This is a genomic window from Mesorhizobium monacense (genome assembly GCF_056781675.1).
Map to the genome: position 1 here is coordinate 1,338,597 of NZ_CM165567.1, position 18,079 is coordinate 1,356,675.

At 62.9% G+C, this 18,079-nt stretch carries 14 protein-coding genes and 1 pseudogene; 12 read left to right on the forward strand and 3 right to left on the reverse strand.

All coding sequences use genetic code 11. From position 1 onward, the window contains the following. The first annotated feature begins 170 nt into the window (after positions 1–170). Positions 171–1,160 (forward strand): sugar-binding protein, encoded by a 990-nt coding sequence (locus tag AC1RUK_RS06200; RefSeq protein ID WP_481836339.1) that lies wholly within the window; start codon positions 171–173, stop codon positions 1,158–1,160. Between the two features lie 189 nt (positions 1,161–1,349). After that, positions 1,350–2,147: a FadR/GntR family transcriptional regulator gene (locus AC1RUK_RS06205; protein ID WP_481836338.1), complete on the forward strand. Its 798-nt coding sequence runs from the start codon at positions 1,350–1,352 to the stop codon at positions 2,145–2,147. 27 nt (positions 2,148–2,174) lie between these two features. On the opposite strand, the gene AC1RUK_RS06210 is transcribed toward AC1RUK_RS06205, so the two are convergent. Then, the gene (locus AC1RUK_RS06210) at positions 2,175–3,113 is read right to left on the reverse strand and encodes an NAD(P)-dependent oxidoreductase (RefSeq protein WP_481836337.1); all 939 of its coding nucleotides are present in this window, start codon (positions 3,111–3,113) and stop codon (positions 2,175–2,177) included. A gap of 117 nt (positions 3,114–3,230) precedes the next feature. Between AC1RUK_RS06210 and AC1RUK_RS06215 the strand changes: the two genes are divergently transcribed. Then, positions 3,231–4,121 carry an NAD-dependent epimerase/dehydratase family protein gene (locus AC1RUK_RS06215; RefSeq protein WP_481836336.1) on the forward strand — a complete coding sequence of 297 codons (891 nt, stop codon included), beginning with the start codon at positions 3,231–3,233 and terminating at the stop codon, positions 4,119–4,121. A gap of 108 nt (positions 4,122–4,229) precedes the next feature. Beyond that, on the forward strand, positions 4,230–5,006 hold the full coding sequence (locus tag AC1RUK_RS06220; protein ID WP_436173924.1) for a FadR/GntR family transcriptional regulator: 777 nt from the start codon (positions 4,230–4,232) through the stop codon (positions 5,004–5,006). A 71-nt stretch (positions 5,007–5,077) separates the two neighbouring features. Here AC1RUK_RS06220 and AC1RUK_RS06225 read toward each other — a convergent pair whose 3' ends face one another. Further along, on the reverse strand, positions 5,078–6,010 hold the full coding sequence (locus AC1RUK_RS06225) for a GlxA family transcriptional regulator (protein ID WP_481836335.1): 933 nt from the start codon (positions 6,008–6,010) through the stop codon (positions 5,078–5,080). Positions 6,011–6,231: 221 nt separating this feature from the next. On the opposite strand from AC1RUK_RS06225, the gene AC1RUK_RS06230 reads away from it, so the two are divergent. Then, a complete protein-coding gene (locus AC1RUK_RS06230) occupies positions 6,232–8,229 on the forward strand; it encodes an oxidoreductase (protein WP_481836334.1) in 1,998 nt (665 codons plus the stop codon). Positions 8,230–8,384: 155 nt separating this feature from the next. Continuing rightward, a complete protein-coding gene (locus AC1RUK_RS06235; RefSeq protein ID WP_481836333.1) occupies positions 8,385–10,037 on the forward strand; it encodes an ABC transporter substrate-binding protein in 1,653 nt (550 codons plus the stop codon). A gap of 153 nt (positions 10,038–10,190) precedes the next feature. Here AC1RUK_RS06235 and AC1RUK_RS06240 read toward each other — a convergent pair. Then, positions 10,191–10,472: pseudogene (locus tag AC1RUK_RS06240) on the reverse strand (DUF3175 domain-containing protein); the annotation flags it as partial. A gap of 174 nt (positions 10,473–10,646) precedes the next feature. Here AC1RUK_RS06240 and AC1RUK_RS06245 point away from each other — a divergent pair. The 6 genes from AC1RUK_RS06245 to AC1RUK_RS06270 all read left to right on the forward strand — a co-directional run bounded on the left by AC1RUK_RS06245 (position 10,647) and on the right by AC1RUK_RS06270 (position 18,076). Next, entirely contained in the window at positions 10,647–11,879 is a 1,233-nt protein-coding gene (locus tag AC1RUK_RS06245) for an MFS transporter (protein WP_481836332.1), read from the forward strand. 152 nt (positions 11,880–12,031) lie between these two features. Continuing rightward, on the forward strand, positions 12,032–13,060 hold the full coding sequence (gene gntR, locus AC1RUK_RS06250) for an HTH-type transcriptional regulator GntR (RefSeq protein ID WP_436172571.1): 1,029 nt from the start codon (positions 12,032–12,034) through the stop codon (positions 13,058–13,060). A 304-nt stretch (positions 13,061–13,364) separates the two neighbouring features. After that, the gene (locus AC1RUK_RS06255; protein WP_481836331.1) at positions 13,365–14,489 is read left to right on the forward strand and encodes a sugar ABC transporter substrate-binding protein; all 1,125 of its coding nucleotides are present in this window, start codon (positions 13,365–13,367) and stop codon (positions 14,487–14,489) included. Positions 14,490–14,568: 79 nt separating this feature from the next. Further along, complete coding sequence (locus AC1RUK_RS06260) at positions 14,569–16,116, forward strand: sugar ABC transporter ATP-binding protein (RefSeq protein ID WP_481836330.1); 1,548 nt, start codon at positions 14,569–14,571, stop codon at positions 16,114–16,116. Continuing rightward, positions 16,113–17,093, forward strand: a complete 981-nt coding sequence (locus tag AC1RUK_RS06265; RefSeq protein ID WP_481836329.1) for an ABC transporter permease — start codon at positions 16,113–16,115, stop codon at positions 17,091–17,093. Before AC1RUK_RS06260 ends, AC1RUK_RS06265 begins: the two co-directional genes overlap by 4 nt. Further along, positions 17,090–18,076: an ABC transporter permease gene (locus tag AC1RUK_RS06270; protein ID WP_481836328.1), complete on the forward strand. Its 987-nt coding sequence runs from the start codon at positions 17,090–17,092 to the stop codon at positions 18,074–18,076. The genes AC1RUK_RS06265 and AC1RUK_RS06270 overlap by 4 nt, the downstream gene beginning before the upstream one ends. The last annotated feature ends 3 nt before the right edge of the window (positions 18,077–18,079 follow it).

Genomic DNA, 18,079 nt, shown 5'->3' on the forward strand with positions numbered 1-18,079 from the left:
GGACTCGGCAATGCCCTTTTGGGGGGCGCCGTCCAGGACCGCATCTGGAAATGCTTATCGACCTGGCCTTGCGGCAAGAGTGCTCGTGAAACGACCCTCTGTCATCGCTCGGTCCGGGTTGATCTGTGTGGCGGGCACGCCGTGCCCGTCTGTTTCAAGGGAGGACTGACATGAGGAAATCACTTTTGCTCGCCGCTGCCGCCGTCATGGCGTTGGGCGCCGGGCCGGCTTTGGCCAAGAAACAGCTCGTTATCGTCGTGAAAGGTCTCGACAATCCGTTCTTCGAAGCCATCCACCAGGGCTGCGAGAAGTGGAACAAGGAAAACGCCAGCTCGGAATATGAGTGCTTCTACACTGGCCCGGCGTCGACCTCCGACGAGGCCGGCGAGGCCCAGATCGTCCAGGACATGCTGAGCAAGGCCGATACGGTGGCGATGGCGATTTCGCCGTCCAACGCGCCACTGATCGCGCAGACGATCAAGAGCGCCAATCCGTCGATCCCGATCATGACCATCGACGCTGACCTTGCCAAGGAAGATGCGGCGCTGCGCAAGACCTATCTCGGCACCGACAACTATCTGATGGGTCACAAGATCGGCGAGTACATCAAGAAGGGCAAGCCGAACGGTGGCAAGATCTGCACAATCGAAGGCAATCCCGCCGCCGACAACATCCTGCGCCGTGCGCAAGGCATGCGCGACGCGCTTTCGGGCAAGGAAGGCCTCGCGGCGCTCGCCGGCGAAGGTGGCTGGACGGAAGTCGCCGGCTGCCCGGTGTTCACCAATGACGACGGCGCCAAGGGCGTGCAGGCGATGACCGACATCCTCGCCGCCAACCCCGACCTCGACGCTTTCGGCATCATGGGCGGCTGGCCGCTGTTCGGCGCGCCGCAACCCTACCGCGATCTGTTCAAGCCGATGGCCGACAAGATCGCCAGCAACGCCTTCGTCATCGGCGCCGCCGACACGATCGGCGACGAAGTGGCGATCGCTCGTGAGGGCCTCGTCACCGCACTGGTTGGCCAGCGGCCGTTCGAAATGGGCTACAAGGCGCCATCGGTGATGATCGACCTGATCGAAGGCAAGAAGGTCGACGATCCGGTCTTCACCGGTCTCGACGAATGCACCAAGGACACGGTCGACACCTGCATTCAGAAGTAGGCCTCGATCTTGGGGCGCCCTTCGACGGGCGCCCCGTCACTCCTCAGGAATAAGGACAAGGCAGCATTGTCGGGGCGGCATGCTCCGGCTTTGACGCGCCCACAGGTTTTGCTTTTCGGCAACGAAATAAGCGAGCGCGGACAATTCCGGACAGTTTCCCAGCGACAGACTGCCGATGCCGGAACGCCGATGCCGGACAACAAGTCAAGAAAGCGATCCGCCAGGGCAGGGGCGCCAGCCAGCCCCCCTCCAGCGAGCCCTCCCGCTGTCGCCGTTCGACGGCCAGATGTTGCATGGAACCCGGGCTCCAGCGTGCATGCCTCGCTGGCCAGCGAGATCGGTCTTCGGATCGTGCGTGGCGACTATCCGCCGGGCACCATCCTGCCCAACGAAGCCAAATGGTCGGAAACCTTCAATGTCAGCCGTTCGGCGGTGCGCGAGGCGATCAAGATGCTGATGGCGAAGAGCCTTCTGGCATCGCGGCCCAAGATCGGCAGCTGGGTCGAGCCGAAGGAGCGCTGGAACCTGCTCGACCGCGACGTTCTCGCCTGGTACGCGACCGCGCCGGACCGCGAATTGTTCCTGCGCACCGTGCAGGAATTCCGCCACATCATCGAACCGGAAGCCAGCGCCTACGCCGCCATGCGGCGCAGCGAAGAACAGATGGCGGAGATCAGCCAGGCCTGCCGGGAGATGGGGCAAGCCACCAATTTGCAGGAGCGCACGCGCGCCGACACGCGCTTCCACCTTGCCATCCTGCGTGCTTCCGGCAACGACCTGCTGGTGCCACTCGGCGTGCTGATCGAATCGGCGCTCGACCACCTGTTCGTGTTCGTCACCCGCGAGACCAGCGACCAGCGTCTGGCGCAGAAACTGCACGAGGCGATCGAAAAGAACATCCGGCTGCAGCGGCCTGATGCGGCGCGCAACGCCGTGCGCAGGCTGCTCGCCAACACCGACGAGGTGATCGGGCGATCGCGGCGGTGACACGCTCGCGATCTCAAGGAGAGCGCCTCAGATCGTCTGCTTCTTGCCGTCCTTGCTCGGCATCAGGTCGACGCCGTTGACCTTGGCGACATGCGTCGCCAGCATCGGCACGAACTGTTCAGTTGGCCCGGCGGCGAAGGCGCCGGCGAATGAATTCTTGGTGGCGTTGCCGAGCGGATTGGCGATGCCGGCAGCGCCCGCCATCGATTCGAGATAGGTGAGGTCCTTGAAGGCGTTGGCGATGGTGAATTTATGGGCGTCTCGATCGCCTTCCAGCGTCCAGCGCATGAAGGTCTGGTAGAAGCCGCAATCCATGCGGCCGTTGCGGATGACACTGTCGAAACGCGGCGGCGAGATGCCGACCTTTTCGGCCAATGCAAGCGCTTCGGAATAGATCGCCGCATAGCCCAGCGAAATGAAATTGTTGAGCAATTTCATGCGGTGGCCATCGCCGGTGCCGCCGATATGGACGATGCGCCCGGCCCAAGTCTCCAACACAGGCTTGATGCGGGCGAAGAGCGCGTCGGAGGCTCCGACCATGGTGTCGAGCGTGCCTTCCCAGGCCTCCTTCGGCGTGCGGCTGAGCGGCGCGTCGACATAGTCGACGCCAAGCGCCTCGAGCTCGGCGGCAAGGGCTATCGTGGAGACCGGATCCGACGTCGAGCAATCGACGACGACAGAGCCTTTCTTCAGGCCTTCCTTCAGCCCGCCGGGGCCGCGTATGATGGCCTCGACCTCGCGCGATCCGGTGACGCAGATGAAGACGATGTCGGATGCGGCGGCGACCTCGTTCGATGTCGCCGCTTCCTTGGCACCGCGGCCGAGCAGGTCCTCCGCCGGCTTGCGGTTCTTGCGGCCGAGGAATGTCAGCGCATAGCCCTTGTCGACGATGTTCTTGGCGATGCCGTGCCCCATCAGGCCAAGGCCGATGAAACCAATCTTCTCGCGGGCGGCGGTCGTGCTCATGTCGTTTCGTCCTGTCTGAAATTATCGATAATGGCGCCGTCGTTCTTGCCGCATGCGGTTGCAGAATGCAATATTGTCTGACAATACACATAATCCCCAAGCAATGTGGAGAGCAAAATGACGAAGCGGATCATGTTCACCGGCGGCAGCGGCAAGGCTGGACGCCATGTCGTGCAATATCTTGTCGAGCATGGCTGCCAGGTGCTCAACATCGACACCAAGCCGCTCGACAATCCCAAGGTGCGCACTTTGATCACCGACATCACCGACAGCGGCCAGGTGTTCAACGCGCTGTCCAGCTATATGGGCCTGCACGAATTTGACCCGTCCCTGCGTCCGCAGCCGGTCGATGCCGTGGTGCATTTCGCCGCCATTCCGCGCATCATGATCACGACCGACAACGAGGTGTTCCGCATCAACGCGCTTGGCACCTACAATGTCATCGAAGCAGCGGTGAAGCTCGGCATCCGCAAGGTGGTGATCGCCTCCAGCGAGACGACCTATGGCGTGGTGTTCGCCAACGAGCCGCGCGACCCCAAATATTTTCCGCTCGACGAGGAGTACGACGTCGATCCGATGGACAGCTACGCCCTGTCCAAGGTCGTCAACGAGCAGACGGCGCGCGCGTTCGCGCAGCGCAACAGCACCGACATCTATGCCTTGCGCATCGGCAACGTCATCGAGCCGCATGAATATTCGCTGTTCCCGAAATGGTTTGCCGATCCGGGCTTCCGCAAGCGGATCGCCTGGAGCTATGTCGACGCGCGCGACCTTGGCCAGATCACCTTGCGCGCCGTCGAGAAGGACGGGCTCGGCTACCAGGTGTTCAACGCCGCCAATGACGACACCTCGTCCGATCTGCCGACCGCCGAGCTTTTGCAGCGCTTCTACTCCAACGTGCCGGTCAAGGCTGAACTCGGCGAATACGAGACGCTGCTCTCCAACCGCAAGGCACGCGACATGCTCGGCTTCCGCCCCGAACATAGCTGGCGCAAATACGTCAAATAGGCCCGGCAGGGGCATGATACCGGACTGATCTGTGCACAGCCGCCCGCATTGCGCTCCGGCGCATGTCGGCGGCTTGACAGCTTTCGAAATCCAGACTTTGTGAAACACATGCGGGACGGCAAGCCGAACAGCGAAAAGACACCGGCGAAGACGGCATCCGCCGAGCGTCCGGCTGCCGTTCGGCGGGCCGATGCGGCGCGAATTCCGGGCTCCAGCGTGCATGCCTCTTTGGCCAGCGAGATCGGTCTTCGAATCGTGCGCGGCGACTATCCGCCAGGCACCATCCTGCCCAATGAAGCCAAATGGTCGGAGACCTTCGACGTCAGCCGCTCGGCGGTGCGCGAGGCGATCAAGATGCTGATGGCCAAGAGCCTTCTGGCGTCCCGCCCGAAGATCGGCAGCTGGGTCGAGCCGAAGGAGCGCTGGAACCTGCTCGACCGCGACGTGCTCGCCTGGTACGCGACCTCGCCCGACCGCGAAGTGTTCCTGAAGACGGTGCAGGAATTCCGCCACATCATCGAGCCGGAGGCGACCGCCTATGCCGCCATGCGGCGCACAGACGAGCAGATGGCCGAGATCAGCCAGGCCTGCCGGGAGATGGGCGAGGCCCCGAGCCTGCAGGAGCGCACCCGCGCCGACACCCGCTTCCACCTTGCCATATTGAGGGCTTCCGGCAACGACCTGCTGGTGCCGCTCGGCGTGCTGATCGAATCGGCGTTCGATCATCTGTTCGCCTATACGACGCGTGAGCTGGACGACCTGCAGCATGCGCAGAAGCTGCACGAGGCAATCGAGAAGAACATCCGCCTGCAGCGGCCGGATGCGGCGCGCGCCGCGGTGCGCAAGCTGCTCGCCAACACCGACGACGTCATCAAGTCGAGATAGGCGCGAGCCCGGACCGGCATCGCCCGTCGCCGCCAGTGCCAGACTAAGGTCCGAGTGGTCGCTGCGTCACTCTATTCGCCTGATACCACAGCATCTTTCTGCATAATTCGCCTGAACTCCCGAGGAGTCATCGAATAGTGCTTCTTGAATGCGCTGCAGAAATGCGCGGTGTCGCTGAAACCTGTTTCGTAGGCGATTTCGGTCACGCTGCGCCGTCGACTGTTCAGGAGTTCGCGCGCCGCCATCATGCGAATCTGTCGCCAGAACGCTGCAGGGGCCATCTGCAGGTCGGCATGGAAGGCGCGGTTCAATCGTGTTTTTGTGGCGTTCAGCGATAGCGCCAGATCCTCGATCGAACATGGCGAATCGATGCGGGTCTCCATCGTCTTCACGGCCTCCACCGTCAGCCGCGCGGCGCTGCCAAGGGCTTCCTCGTATGGCTTCGCCTTGAGGACGATGCGAGATTCTTCCGGTTTGAAGAGGAGGTAGTTCAGTGCTTTCCGGGCCCGGCCCGCATCACTGTATCGCGCGATCAGGAACGCCGCGATGTCGATGGCGACGATGCTGCCCGGGCATGTGATGATGTTGCCATCGATGACATAATTCTGGCTCGTCGCGGGATTGCTGTTTGGGAACCTTCTCAAGAACTCGCCCAAAGTATCGAAATGCAATGCGCATTCGCGATGCTCCAGGAGCCCTGCCTGTGCCAGGACGAAGCTGCCTGTGCATAGACCGATAATAGGGATTCCGCGGGCGTTCACGGCACGAAGATACTCAAACGTCGCCGGATGAATGCCTGCAAGATCAGGTATCAAACCGCCGCACACCGCGATGCAATCGTAGACCTCGGGATCGTCCAGGTTCCCTGCCGGCGTCATTTCCAGTCCGCAGCTGGCGCGCAGGGGTGACGGCCCCGCCGAGATGAAGTCCCAGGCGAAATAGATCTGGCGGCTATGGTCCTGCTTGTCCGCGGCAAGTCGAAGAGCGTCGACAAAGCTGGCCATCGGCGTCAGCGTGAAGCTCGGACAAAGGATCAAGCCGACGCGAAGGTAAGGAAGGGCCGTTCGGTTTGGCACCCTTAGCGTAGATGTCAACGCGCGCTCCCAATCCGCCTCCCGATTCAAATGTTATGAAAAATGAGTTGGAATCACAATCCTCCCGTGTCACGCGCCGCTATCATATTAGTCATACCCAACCTGTGTCCACGAGTCCGGACAGATTGAGCATGACTGCGAAGCCGGCCTTTCATAGGGTTCTCGAGCCGCTCCAATTGCGCCACAAGACGCTGCGCAATCGCATAAATTTCGGTGCGCACACCGCGAACATGGCAGAGGATGGACTGCCCGGCTCGCGCCACCTGGGCTACTACCGGGAACGTGCCCGAGGGGGCGCAGCCATGATCGTGGTCGAGCCGATGCCGGTTCATCAGACCGCCCGTCTGACGCGAGGCAATTTCCGCCATGACGATGACGCCGTAATCCCCGGATTCAAGGCCATTACCGAGGCATGCAAAGCCGAGGGAGCGGTCATGGTTCATCAGCTCTATCATGTCGGACAGCATGGGGATTTCGACAATTCGTACAGCGCGAACTGGTCCCCCTCCGGGCTCCCGTCCTATCACGACGGCGACGGCAGTCACCGCATGCGAGAAGCTGAGATCGAGGAGATAATCGAGGGCTTCGTTCGCGCGGCGGTGCGGGCGAAGGCGTGTGGCTTCGATGGGGTGGAACTGTTCGGGCCCTACAACTCGCTCATCGAGCAGTTCTGGCTGCCCTGGTCAAACCGCCGCGACGATCGATGGGGCGGCTCGTTCGAGAACAGGATGCGGTTCTCGACTGAGATCACCTCGCGCATCCGTGCGGCTGCTGGAGACGAATTCATTATCGGGCTCGCCTCAAGCATCGATACCTCAGTCGACGTCGGGATGGGTACTGCACTTCTCCAGGAAATCGCCGCGTACCACGATACGCGCGCTCTGATCGACTACATCACTTGCGGTACCGGCAGCTATTTCGACCACGCCTCAGTCATACCCACGTTTCTCTTCGCCGACAAACTCGGCGCGCCTCATGCGCAGGCGCTGAAGGAGGTCTGCAAGCACATACGCGTCCAGGCAGAGAGCCACATCCGAACGCCCAAGAACGCAAATGAGGTCATATCATCGCGACAGGCGGACATGGTCAGTATCGTGCGAGGCCAGATCGCGGATCCGTACTGGGTCAAGAAGGTTGCGAGCGGTCGTGACACCGAGGTCCGGGGCTGCATCTCCTGCAATCAAATGTGCTGGGGAAGACGCTCGAGGGACTACTGGATCTCGTGCCTCGTCAATCCGTCGGCCGGCCGCGAATTCGAATGGGGAGGCGACACCTTCATCCCTGCCACGACATCGAAGCGCGTGCTGGTGGTGGGAGGCGGACCGGCCGGACTTGAAGCGGCTCGCGTCGCGGCCGAGCGCGGCCATAGCGTGACGCTCGCAGAAGCCGCCTCGCAACTCGGCGGACAGTTCAGGCTGGCCGGCATGCAACCGCGCCGGGCGCAGATATTGGAATTGATCGATTGGTACGAACAGCAGTTGACCAGGCTGGGCGTACGCCTGCTGCTCAATGCGCCGCTCGACGCTGCGGAGATCGCCGGGCACGACGTCGATGAAATTATCATCGCGACCGGTTCGCAACCTGCCGGGACAGGCTTCCAGCGCGGCTTGCCAGGGCAGGATCGTCTGCCAGGGATGGATTTGCCAAATGTCTGGTCCGTCGAGGACGTGATGACGAGGACGGCGCGGCTGGGCGACCATGTCCTTCTCATCGACGACACGGGCGACTGGCGCGGGCTTGGCACGGCCCTCGAAATCGTAGCGCGCGGACACCGTGTGACGGTTGTCACGGCATGGTCGGTCCTCGGCCGTTACCTGCAGCGAACGGAAAGCGACGGCGTTGCGCGAGCTCGGCTGAAGATCGGGGGCGGTGATTGGATAACAGACACGGTGGTCAAGGAATGGCACGGCGACTGCGCGACAGTCAGGTGCCATCACGATGGGGCCGAAACCGTGATCAAGGCCGACACCCTCGTTCTTGCGACCACCAACGTCTCGGACACATGGGTGCTGGACGAACTCGCGGAGCAGATACCCGCATTGCAACCGAAGGTAATCGGCGACGCCTTGGCGCCGCGGCTAGCTGTGGCGGCAATCTACGAGGGGAGGGTGCTCGGCCAATCCATCTAGACTGCGGCCAACTGCCAGATGGCAGACCAGATCCTCGGCCGACCAGGCGCGGCTTTCGTGCAGTGACGGTCCTGAGATTCGAGACCCGGGCGGAATATCCCGGGGTTCAACGTTGGTTGGGCAATGCGTTAAACACAAACAATGGGAGATCCAAAATGAAGTTTTTCAGAAGCGGCGGAACCCGCGTTCCGGAAGCAGTCACGAGCATGGCCAAGGACGTTCGCGAGGGCCTTATGGACCGGCGCGAGTTCCTCGCAATGGCCAGCACCTTCGGCGCATCGACTGCGCTGGCCTACAGCATGGTCGGCCTGGCTGTGCCGGTCCCCGCCTTTGCCGAAGAAGGCAAGAAGGGCGGAACGCTTCGCGTTGCCATGGTCGTGAAGCAACAGAAAGACCCGCGTACCTATGATTGGGTCGAGATGGCCAATATCAGCCGCACCTGGCTGGAGCCGCTGGTCAAATACACCCGCGAATTCACTTTCGAGCCGATCCTTCTGGAGAGTTGGGAAGTCAACGGCGACGCCACCGAATACGTGCTCCATGTCCGCAAGGGCGTAACCTGGAATAATGGCGACGCGTTCAATGCCGACGACGTCGTCTACAATTTCAACCGGTGGTGCGACAAGAAGGCGTCAGGCAATTCCATGGCGGCACGCGTCAACAGCCTGATCGACCAGAACACCGGCAAGGCGCGCGAGGGCGGCATTACCAAGGTCGATGACCACACGGTCAAGCTCTCGCTCGGCGCTTCGGATATCGCGCTGATCGCCAACCTTACCGATTATCCTGCCTTGGTCGTGCACCGCAATTTTGACGCCGATGGCGCCGACCCGGCCACAAAACCGATTGGTACGGGTGCATTCGAGCTCGTCTCCTACGATGTTGGCCAAAAGGCAGTCGTCAAGCGGCGCGAGAACGGCAAGTGGTGGGGTGGAGAGGCGCTGCTCGATGGGGTCGAGTTCATCGACTATGGCACCGATCCAAACGCAATGGTGAACGCCTTCGAGTCGGGAGAGGTCGATCTCAACAATGAAACCGGGGCGGACTATGTCGAGATCCTGGACGGGCTTGGACTCAAGAAAACAGAGATCCAGACGGCGACTACGCTCGTTGCGCGCACCAACGTCACGCAAAAGCCCTACGACGACAAGCGGGTGCGCAACGCGCTCCAGATGGCAGTCGACAACAACGTCGTGCTTCAACTCGGCTACGCCGGGCGCGGCACAGTGGGCGAAAATCATCATGTCAGCCCAATTCATCCCGAATACTTCCCCCTGCCTCAGAAAGCTCGCGATGTGGTAGGGGCCAAGAAACTCATGGCCGAGGCCGGCCAGGCCGATTTCGAGCATGAGCTGATCACCGTGGACGATGATTGGAACAAGAGCACCGGGGATGCGATCGCTGCCCAGCTTCGCGACGCGGGCATCAAGGTCAAGCGCACAGTCCTGCCTGGCTCGACCTTCTGGAACGACTGGACGAAGTATCCTTACTCCCTGACGGTTTGGTACATGCGCCCGCTTGGAGTCCAGGTTCTGGCGTTGGCCTATCGTTCCGGCGAGGCCTGGAACGAGACAAGCTACTCCAATCCGGAGTTCGACAAGAAGCTCCAGGAGGCGCTGTCGGTGAGCGCCCCCGAAAAACGCCGTGAGGTGATGAAGGAGGTCGAGGCCATCATTCAGGACTCGGGGATCATCATCCAGCCCTATTGGCAAAAGCTCTACAATCACATGAGTGAGAAGGTGAAGAACTACTCCATCCACCCAACATTCCAGATAGATCTGCAGAAGGTCTGGCTGGAACAGGCCTGACGCTTTGGCATCCTTGACTTAGAGCAATTCCAGGAAAAGTGCATAGCGGTTTTCCGTCCGGAATTGCGTAAAAACAGAGAGCTAGAGGCCAAGTGGCGGCTGCGAAATGCCCTTCCTTCGGAAGGAAGATTTCGCAATGTCGCTGCTTTGGTCCTGTTTTGGGCGCCCAAACGCGGCGCGCAGTTCGTCCTTTGCCTCCTCCAGCACCTTCCGGCGCTCCTGCGGCAGGTTCTTGCCGGCGCGGTTGATGTAGAAATTCAGCATCGACATGGCGGACTGGAACGGCTCGGCCTTGCGGCGGTCGCTGTGCTCGGCCGATCGCTTGAGCGAGTCCGCGATCTTCTTGGCGTCATCGGATTCGAAGATGTGCTCCTCAAGGTCAATCGCATCGCTGTGCTCGGTCACTTCGGCCGACCATTTTCTTTTCGCTGTCATGACAGGAACTCCTTGCGTGTCGGGAAACGTCAGGCGGTGCGGCGGGTTCCCGCAATCGCTGAAGCCGCATTCCTGGCGTCACGGAATTGCTGGTCGTGGCGCTGCTCGCAGCGGCGAATGCGCCGATAGTGGCGCGGAACCGGTCGATGTGCAGCAGCGCGGACAGGAAACGCCTTGACCCCAATCGTCTCCAGCCAGACGAGCAGCCCTGGCATCGACAGCGCCTATGCATGGACTCGGCTCGGCATTTCGATGCTGCTGTCGACGATCGGCGGTGTCGGCATGTGGGCGGTGGTCGTGGTGCTGCCCGCCGTGCAGGCGGAATTCGGCGTCGATCGTGCCGCTGCTTCGGTGCCCTACACCGCGACCATGGTCGGCTTCGCCGCCGGCAATGTCCTGGTCGGACGCGCCATTGACCGCATGGGCTACTGGATCCCCGCGCTGATCGCGGCGATCGCGCTCGGCGCCGGTTTCCTTTTGGCGTCGCTGACCACATCGATCCTTCAGTTCACGCTTGTCCAAGGGCTGCTGATCGGCGTCGGCACGTCGGCGATCTTCGGGCCGCTGATCGCCGATATCTCGCACTGGTTCAGCCGCCGCCGTGGCGTCGCGGTGACAGCGGCGGCCTCCGGCAACTACCTCGCCGGCGCGATCTGGCCGTTCGTGATGCCGATGCTCATGAAGGAAGAAGGCTGGCGCTTCACCTATGCCGCGATCGGCGTCGTCTGCATCGCCACCATGGTGCCGCTGGTGCTGATGCTGAGGCGTGGCGCGCCCCGCGAAGCCGCGCCTGGTTCGCCCGGCAGTCGGCCCGTCCGGCCGATCTCGCTGTCGCCTGCGGCTCTGCAGGTGCTGCTGGTGATCGCCGGTTTCGGCTGCTGCATGGCGATGTCGATGCCGCAGGTTCATATCGTCGCCTATTGCATGGATCTCGGCTACGGCGTGGCGCATGGCGCCGACATGCTGTCGATTATGCTGGCGGCCGGCGTGGTCAGCCGGCTCGCGTCCGGCTTCCTTGCTGATCGCTTCGGTGCGGTAAAGACACTGCTGATCGGCTCGGTGCTGCAATGCCTGTCGCTGCTGTTCTACATCCCCTTTGACGGGCTTGCCTCGCTCTACGTCGTGTCGCTGGTCTTCGGCCTGTCGCAGGGCGGCATCGTGCCTTGTTATGCGATCATCGTGCGCGACTACATGCCGGCGAAAGAAGCCGGCCAGCGTGTCGGCATCGTCATGATGGCGACCATCTTCGGCATGGCGGTCGGCGGCTGGATGTCGGGCTGGATCTACGACCTCACCGGCTCCTATGCCGCCGCGTTCCTCAACGGCATCGCCTGGAACCTGGTGAACCTTGCCGCCATCTTGCTCCTCATGTGGAAGGCGCAGCGCAGCGCGGTGGCGATGGCCTGAGGGCTGACGCCAACCGGCTCGATATCCCAGCCGCCCAGCCGGGCCATTGGCTTGACAATGGGCAAGCGCTGCGCGACGCCAAGCTGACACGGCGTGGCGAGGGAAGCCGGAATGGACATGGCGACAAGGGTGATGCTGCCGGGAACAAGGCCGTGAGCAAACCGCGCTCGCGCCGTGGCGGCGGCCGGCCCACCATCGCCGATGTGGCGCGCAAGGCCGGCGTCGGCGCCATCACCGTATCGCGGGCGCTGCGCGAACCGGGGCGCGTCTCGGAGGACCTGCGCCGCCAGATCCAGGCTGCCGTCGACGAACTTGGCTATGTGCCCGACCCGAACGCGCGTGCGCTGGCCTCGGCACGCGCCGAAGTGTTCGGCGTGCTGGTGCCGTCGCTGACCAACAACGTCTTCGCCGAAGTCGTGCGCGGCATCTACGACAGCCTGTCGGACAGTCCGTTCCGCATCCAGCTCGGCAACACCCACTATTCCGGCCTCGAGGAGGAGCGTCTGCTACAGGTTTTCGGCCCGCAGCGACCTGCGGCGCTGATCGTGGCGGGCATCGACCAGACGCCGACATCGCGCAGATTGCTCGAGACGGCCGGCTGTCCGGTGGTGCAGGTGATGGAGACCGGGCCTGATCCGGTCGACATGCTGGTCGGCTTCTCGCATCTCGACGGCGGCCGCGCCGCAACCGAGCACATGATCGAAGCGGGTTACCGCCGGATCGGATTCATCGGCGCGCGCATGGATCCGCGCTCGCAGCGGCGGCTGGCCGGCTATCGCGCGGCGATGGAGACAGCCGGCCTGTTCGACCCTCGGCTGGTGACAACCACGCCGGTGCCCTCCAGCGTACCGCTCGGCCGCGAACTGTTCCGCGACGCGCTGGCCAAAATGCCGACGCTCGATGGGGTTTTCTGCAACAATGACGACATCGCTCTCGGTGTGCTGTTCGAGTGTCACCGTGCCGCCATTGCCGTGCCGAAGACCATCGGCATTACCGGCTTCAACGACCTCGACATGATGCAGTCGGCGTTCCCGTCGATCACCAGCATCCGCACGCCCCGCTATGAAATCGGCCGGCGCGCGGTTGCCATGGCGCTGGCGGCGATCTCGGGAAAAAGGCCGGAGGAGCGGATTGTCGACCTTGGTTTCGAGCTCAGGCGCCGCGAGAGCACAGCGCGTTGAAACACGCAGAAGCGACTGTGCGAATGCCGGTTTACACACAATCGTGGTAGCGCTACCATCTTGCCCGAGCGGAAACTGACAACAAAGGCAAAGCCTGTTTATTATACATAAGCGACAGCTTAAGCTTGTTTATTATGTATAATATGATAGTTTTCGACTTCGCCTGAGGGCGACGGAGGAGGGGAGCGGGTCGGCTTGCGGCCACCCGAAAGGCGCGGTTGGCAAGGCGGGAGGTGCCTTGGCCAAGTCAGGCGCGAGACGTCACGACACATACCAACAAGAACTGCAACCGGGAGGAATATCGATGATCAAGTCACTCGTTGGTGGCATCGTTGCCGCCACTGCATTCGTCATGTTGAGTTCGTCGGCGATCGCCGAACCTGAAATCGTCAAGGGACCGGCTGCCGAAGCGGACTGCTTCGCGCCCTGGGCGGCCGACACGCAGTTCTTCAAGTTCCCCAAGAAGGAAGGCCCCTATCGCATCGCGCTGGCCAACGGCTACATCGCCAACACCTGGCGCATCCAGATGATCCAGACGGCCAAGGCCTATGCCGCACAGAAGGACGTCGCGGCAAAATTGAAGGAATTCAAGGTCGTATCGACCGGTGAGGACGTGCCGGCGCAGATTTCGGCGATCAACAACTTCATCGATTCCGGTTTTGACGCCATCGTCGTCAACGCACAGAACCCGACCGCTTTCGGGCCAGTCATCAAGCGCGCCAAGGAAGCCGGCGTCGTACTCGTCGCCTTCGACAACATCCTCGACACCAAGGACGCCATCAACGTCAATGTCGACCAGAAGGGCCTTGGCGAGTTGTGGGCCAGCTGGCTGGTCAAGCATGTGCCGAACGGCGGCAAGGTGCTCGAAGTGCGCGGCGTTGCCGGCACCTCGGTCGACACTGATCGCCACAACGGCATCCATGAAGTTCTCGACGCCTCCGGCAAGAAGTGGGAGGTGACCGAAGTCGTCGGCAAGTGGGACGATGGCGTGGCGCAGAAGGCCACGGCCGACGCCATCGCCACCAACGGCCCCTTCGACGCCATCACCGGACAGGGCGGCGACACCGGCATCGTCCAGGCGATGATCGACGCCAAGCATGCTTTCGTGCCGTTCGGCGGCGAGACCGAGAACGGCTTCCGCAAGTTCTGCGCGGCGCATGCCGCCGACGGGCTGAAATGCTCTTCGGCCGGCACCGGTCCTGCCCAGGTGGCGGTTGCCATCAAGACGGCGATCGCCGCGCTCGAGGGTCAGGTCGTGCCGCAATCGGTCAAGCTGCCTTTGGCCATCGTCGAGGATCCGAACTTCAAGGAAGGCCAGGACTACTTCCCCGACCAGTCCGACAATTTCTTCGTCGGCAATGCCTTCCCGACCTGCGGCATCAACTTCACTGCGCAGGAAATCATGGGCCAGACCAAGGCGGACCAATAGACTGCACACCCGGCGCCGCGGGATTTTCCGCGGCGCCGGTCGTTTGCCATCTCAATCGTAAAACTGCCTCGGAGGGCCGATGGACGGTGCGGTTCCGCTCTTTCGCATGGAAGGCATTTCCAAGCGCTATGGCGGCGTGCGGGCACTGGAAAAGGCCGAGCTTTCGGTCACACCAGGCAGCATCCACGCCATCCTCGGTGAAAATGGCGCCGGCAAATCGACGCTGATCAAGGTCATGGCCGGCGTCGTCGCGCCCGACGAGGGCCGCATGATGCTGGACGGAAGCGAGGTGACCTTTGCCTCGCCGGCGGCGGCCAACAAGGCGGGCATCGTCTGCATCTTCCAGGAACTGTCGCTGGTCCCCGAGCTCAGCGTCGCCGACAACGTCTTCATCTCCGATCCGCCGACGCGTTTCGGCATGATCGACCGCAAGGCGCAGCGGCGCATCGCGGAAGAAGCGCTGGCGCGGGCGGGCGGCGCCGACATCCATCCGCTGGCGCTGGTCAAGGATCTTCCGCTTTCAAGGCGGCAGATGGTTGAGATCGCCAAGGCCCTGGCCAGGAAGCCGCGTATCCTCATCCTCGACGAGGCAACCTCGGCGCTGACCGCGACCGATGTCGCCAGGGTCTTCGGCGTGCTGAAGCGGCTGCGGGAGGAGGGGCTGGCGCTGCTCTACATCTCGCACCGGATGAATGAGATCGCCGAGCTTGCCGACCAGTGCACGGTGTTCCGCAACGGCCGCAACGTTGCCTCCTATGCGGCCGGTTCGAAGAGCGACAACGAAGTCGTCGAGCTGATGATCGGCCGGGAATACAGCCATATCTTTCCGCCGAAGCCGGTGCGCGCCTCGTCCGCCGCCGCGCCGGTTGTGGAAGCGCGAAAACTGTCCTGGGCCGACCGGCTGGACAATGTCTCGCTGACGGTTGGGGCAGGCGAGGTCGTCGGCCTCGGCGGTCTCGACGGCCAGGGCCAGCGCGAGCTGCTGCTTGCCTTCTTCGGCGTGCTGCGCGGCCTTTCCGGCCAGATCCTGATCGACGGCAGACCGGTGGCGATCGCCAGCCCGGCGGCGGCGCGCGACGACCGGATCGGCATGGCGCTGATCCCGGAAGACCGCAAGACCGAAGGCCTGATGCTGCCGATGACGGTGCGCGAGAACCTCTCCTTCGCCGCACTCGACCGGCTGTCCAAGGCGGGCGTCATCGACCGCGCCGCCGAACAGCGGCTGATCGACGACATGGTGGGATTGCTGGCGATCAAGACGGCAGGCCTCGACATTCCGGTCGGGGCGCTGTCCGGCGGCAACCAGCAGAAGGTCGTCATCGCCAAATGGCTCATGCGGCAGCCGCGCATCATCCTGCTCAACGATCCGACGCGCGGCATCGATGTCGGCACCAAACAGGAGCTCTATCAACTGATGCGCAAGCTTGCCGACGCAGGTGCTGCGATCCTGTTCTATTCGACCGACTATGACGAGCTGATCGGCTGCTGCGACCGCGTGCTGGTGCTCTATGACGGCGCGGTCAAGCGTGAGCTGGTCGGTGCCGAGATCACCGAGCGGGCGCTGATTGCCAGCGCACTCAACATCCACGGCGAGAACGCCGGCCCAAGACAGGGAGCGGACACGTGAAAGATTGGCGCTACTGGCTTGCCGAACAGCGCGGAACGCTGCTGGCTTTCGGCATCTTCATCGTCATGTTCGTCATCTACACCGCGAACCATCCGGCGGGCTTCACCGCCAATGTCGTGCAGACAGCCTCGAACAAGGGCGTGCTGCTCGCCTTCGTCGCTATGGCGCAGACGCTGGTGGTGATCACCGCCGGCATCGACCTCTCGGTCGGCATGATCTTCACGCTGACCAATTGCCTGGCGTCCTGGCTGGTCATCGGCACCGGCATCGAGACTGCTTTCGGCGTCATAGCCGTGCTCGGCACCGGGCTGCTCTGCGGGGCGATCAATGGAGCCATCGTCATCTATGGACGCCTACAGCCGATCGTCGCCACCATCGCCACGGGTGCCGTCTATTTCGGCATCGCACTGCTGCTCAGGCCGTTTCCCGGCGGCTCGGTCAACGAGGATCTTGCCGACGCGCTGACCGGGCGCCTGTTCGGCGTCGTGCCGGCGAGCCTGGTGGTGTTGCTCGCCGTCGTGCTTGTCGTCTGGGTGCCGTTCAGCCGCTCGGTGCTCGGCCGCGCGGCTTACGCTGCGGGCTCGTCGGAAACGGCCGCCTACATGTCTGGGGTGCCGATCCGCCGTGGAAAATTCGCCGCCTATGCCCTTGCCGGGCTGCTGGCGGCGATCGGCGGGCTGTTCCTGACCTTCTTCACCTATACGGGCGATGCCGCCTATGCCAGCGGCAACGCTTACACGCTGTTTTCGATCGCCGCCGTGGTGCTCGGCGGGGTCTCGTTGTTCGGCGGCAAGGGCAGCGCCATCGGCGCGATCTTCGGCGCGCTCGCCTTCCGCACCATCGGCGACCTGCTCTTCGTCTTCGACTTCGATCCGCTCTGGCAGCCGCTGTTCCAGGGCGTTATCCTTTTGATCGCCGTCAGCCTCGGCGCCTTCGCCCTTTTCAGAGTCCGTAACCGGCTGGAGTGGTTCCTGTGAGCGAGACGACGATGGGCGGCATCGCCAACCGTATGCCCAAATTCATCCGCCGCGCCGATCCGGCCGTCGTCACAGCCTTTGCCTGCATCGTGCTTTTGCTGTTCCTCGGCAGCCTCTATTCGCGCAGTTTCCTGTCGCCGGAATATCTCTTGCAGCAGCTCAAGGTGGCGTCGTTCCTCGGGGTCGTTGCCACCGGAATGATGCTGGTCATCCTGCTCGGCCAGATCGACCTGTCGGTGCCGTGGTCGGTGGCGGTCGGCGCCATGATGGCCTGCGCGGCTGCCGCTTACGGTCCCGTCGGCGTGGCGCTCGCTATCCCATTCGGCATTTTCTGCGGGGTTGCGATCGGCATCGTCAACGGCATCGGCGTCGCCTATCTGCGCATTCCCTCGATGATCATCACTTTGGCCACCAACGCCGTCGCGCAAGGACTGATGGTGGTCTACACCGGAGGCTTCTCGCCACAGGATTCGGCGACGGGAGCGATGCGCTATCTGGCGACCGGCTTCGCCATTCCGGCTGTTCCCAACGCCGTCATCATCTGGGCGCTGATCGGCGCTGCCACGGTCTTCGTACTGACCCGCACCGGCTTCGGCCGCACCGTCTACGGCATCGGCAACCGCGAGCGCGCCGCCTATCTGTCCGGCATCGACACGCGTCGCGTGGTGATGATCGCCTTTGCCGTTTCCGGTGGCCTCTCTGCCTTCGGCGGCGTGCTGCTGGCCGGCTATGCCTCCAAGGCGGCGCAATCGATGGGCGATGCCTATCTGCTGCCGTCGATCGCCGCGGTGGTGCTCGGCGGCACCTCGATCCTTGGCGGTCGCGGTTCCTATCTCGGCACCGTGGCCGGCGTGATCCTGATCACGCTGCTGCAATCCATTCTTTCGGTCATGCAGATGCCGGAGGCGGGGCGGCAGATCATCTACGGTGTCGTCATCGTCGCCATGCTGCTGCTCTACGGCCGCGCGCCGGCAAGCCGCTGAGCC

Bases quoted from the DNA above. Each gene is read 5' to 3' on its own strand.
- AC1RUK_RS06200 (WP_481836339.1), top strand. From the start codon at position 171: ATGAGGAAATCACTTTTGCTCGCCGCTGCCGCCGTCATGGCGTTGGGC.
- AC1RUK_RS06205 (WP_481836338.1), top strand. From the start codon at position 1,350: ATGCCGGACAACAAGTCAAGAAAGCGATCCGCCAGGGCAGGGGCGCCA.
- AC1RUK_RS06210 (WP_481836337.1), bottom strand. From the start codon at position 3,113: ATGAGCACGACCGCCGCCCGCGAGAAGATTGGTTTCATCGGCCTTGGC.
- AC1RUK_RS06215 (WP_481836336.1), top strand. From the start codon at position 3,231: ATGACGAAGCGGATCATGTTCACCGGCGGCAGCGGCAAGGCTGGACGC.
- AC1RUK_RS06220 (WP_436173924.1), top strand. From the start codon at position 4,230: ATGCGGGACGGCAAGCCGAACAGCGAAAAGACACCGGCGAAGACGGCA.
- AC1RUK_RS06225 (WP_481836335.1), bottom strand. From the start codon at position 6,010: ATGGCCAGCTTTGTCGACGCTCTTCGACTTGCCGCGGACAAGCAGGAC.
- AC1RUK_RS06230 (WP_481836334.1), top strand. From the start codon at position 6,232: ATGACTGCGAAGCCGGCCTTTCATAGGGTTCTCGAGCCGCTCCAATTG.
- AC1RUK_RS06235 (WP_481836333.1), top strand. From the start codon at position 8,385: ATGAAGTTTTTCAGAAGCGGCGGAACCCGCGTTCCGGAAGCAGTCACG.
- AC1RUK_RS06255 (WP_481836331.1), top strand. From the start codon at position 13,365: ATGATCAAGTCACTCGTTGGTGGCATCGTTGCCGCCACTGCATTCGTC.
- AC1RUK_RS06260 (WP_481836330.1), top strand. From the start codon at position 14,569: ATGGACGGTGCGGTTCCGCTCTTTCGCATGGAAGGCATTTCCAAGCGC.